1 rRNA gene is annotated in these 241 nt (G+C 46.1%); it reads right to left on the bottom strand.

What is annotated here, in order from left to right:
* Positions 1–173 (bottom strand): 16S ribosomal RNA (locus CES79_RS12580); the annotation flags it as partial.
* Positions 174–241: the final 68 nt, after the last annotated feature.

Below are 241 nucleotides of genomic sequence, written 5' to 3'. Positions count from 1 at the left end.
CAAGTGTTATCCCCCGCTTCTGGGCAGGTTACCCACGTGTTACTCACCAGTTCGCCACTCATCCAATGCTGAAAATCAGTGCAAGCACTTCAATTCAGCGGGATGCGTTCGACTTGCATGTATTAGGCACGCCGCCAGCGTTCGTCCTGAGCCAGGATCAAACTCTCATTTTATGATTGTTTGTGACTCATTAATATTACTAGCGAAATTGACTTCGCAAATTACATTTGATACCAGCCTA

The organism is Secundilactobacillus silagei JCM 19001, from assembly GCF_002217945.1.
In the GTDB taxonomy this organism is placed as follows: Bacteria; Bacillota; Bacilli; order Lactobacillales; family Lactobacillaceae; genus Secundilactobacillus; species Secundilactobacillus silagei.
This window is presented reverse-complemented; position numbering and strand designations above follow the sequence as displayed.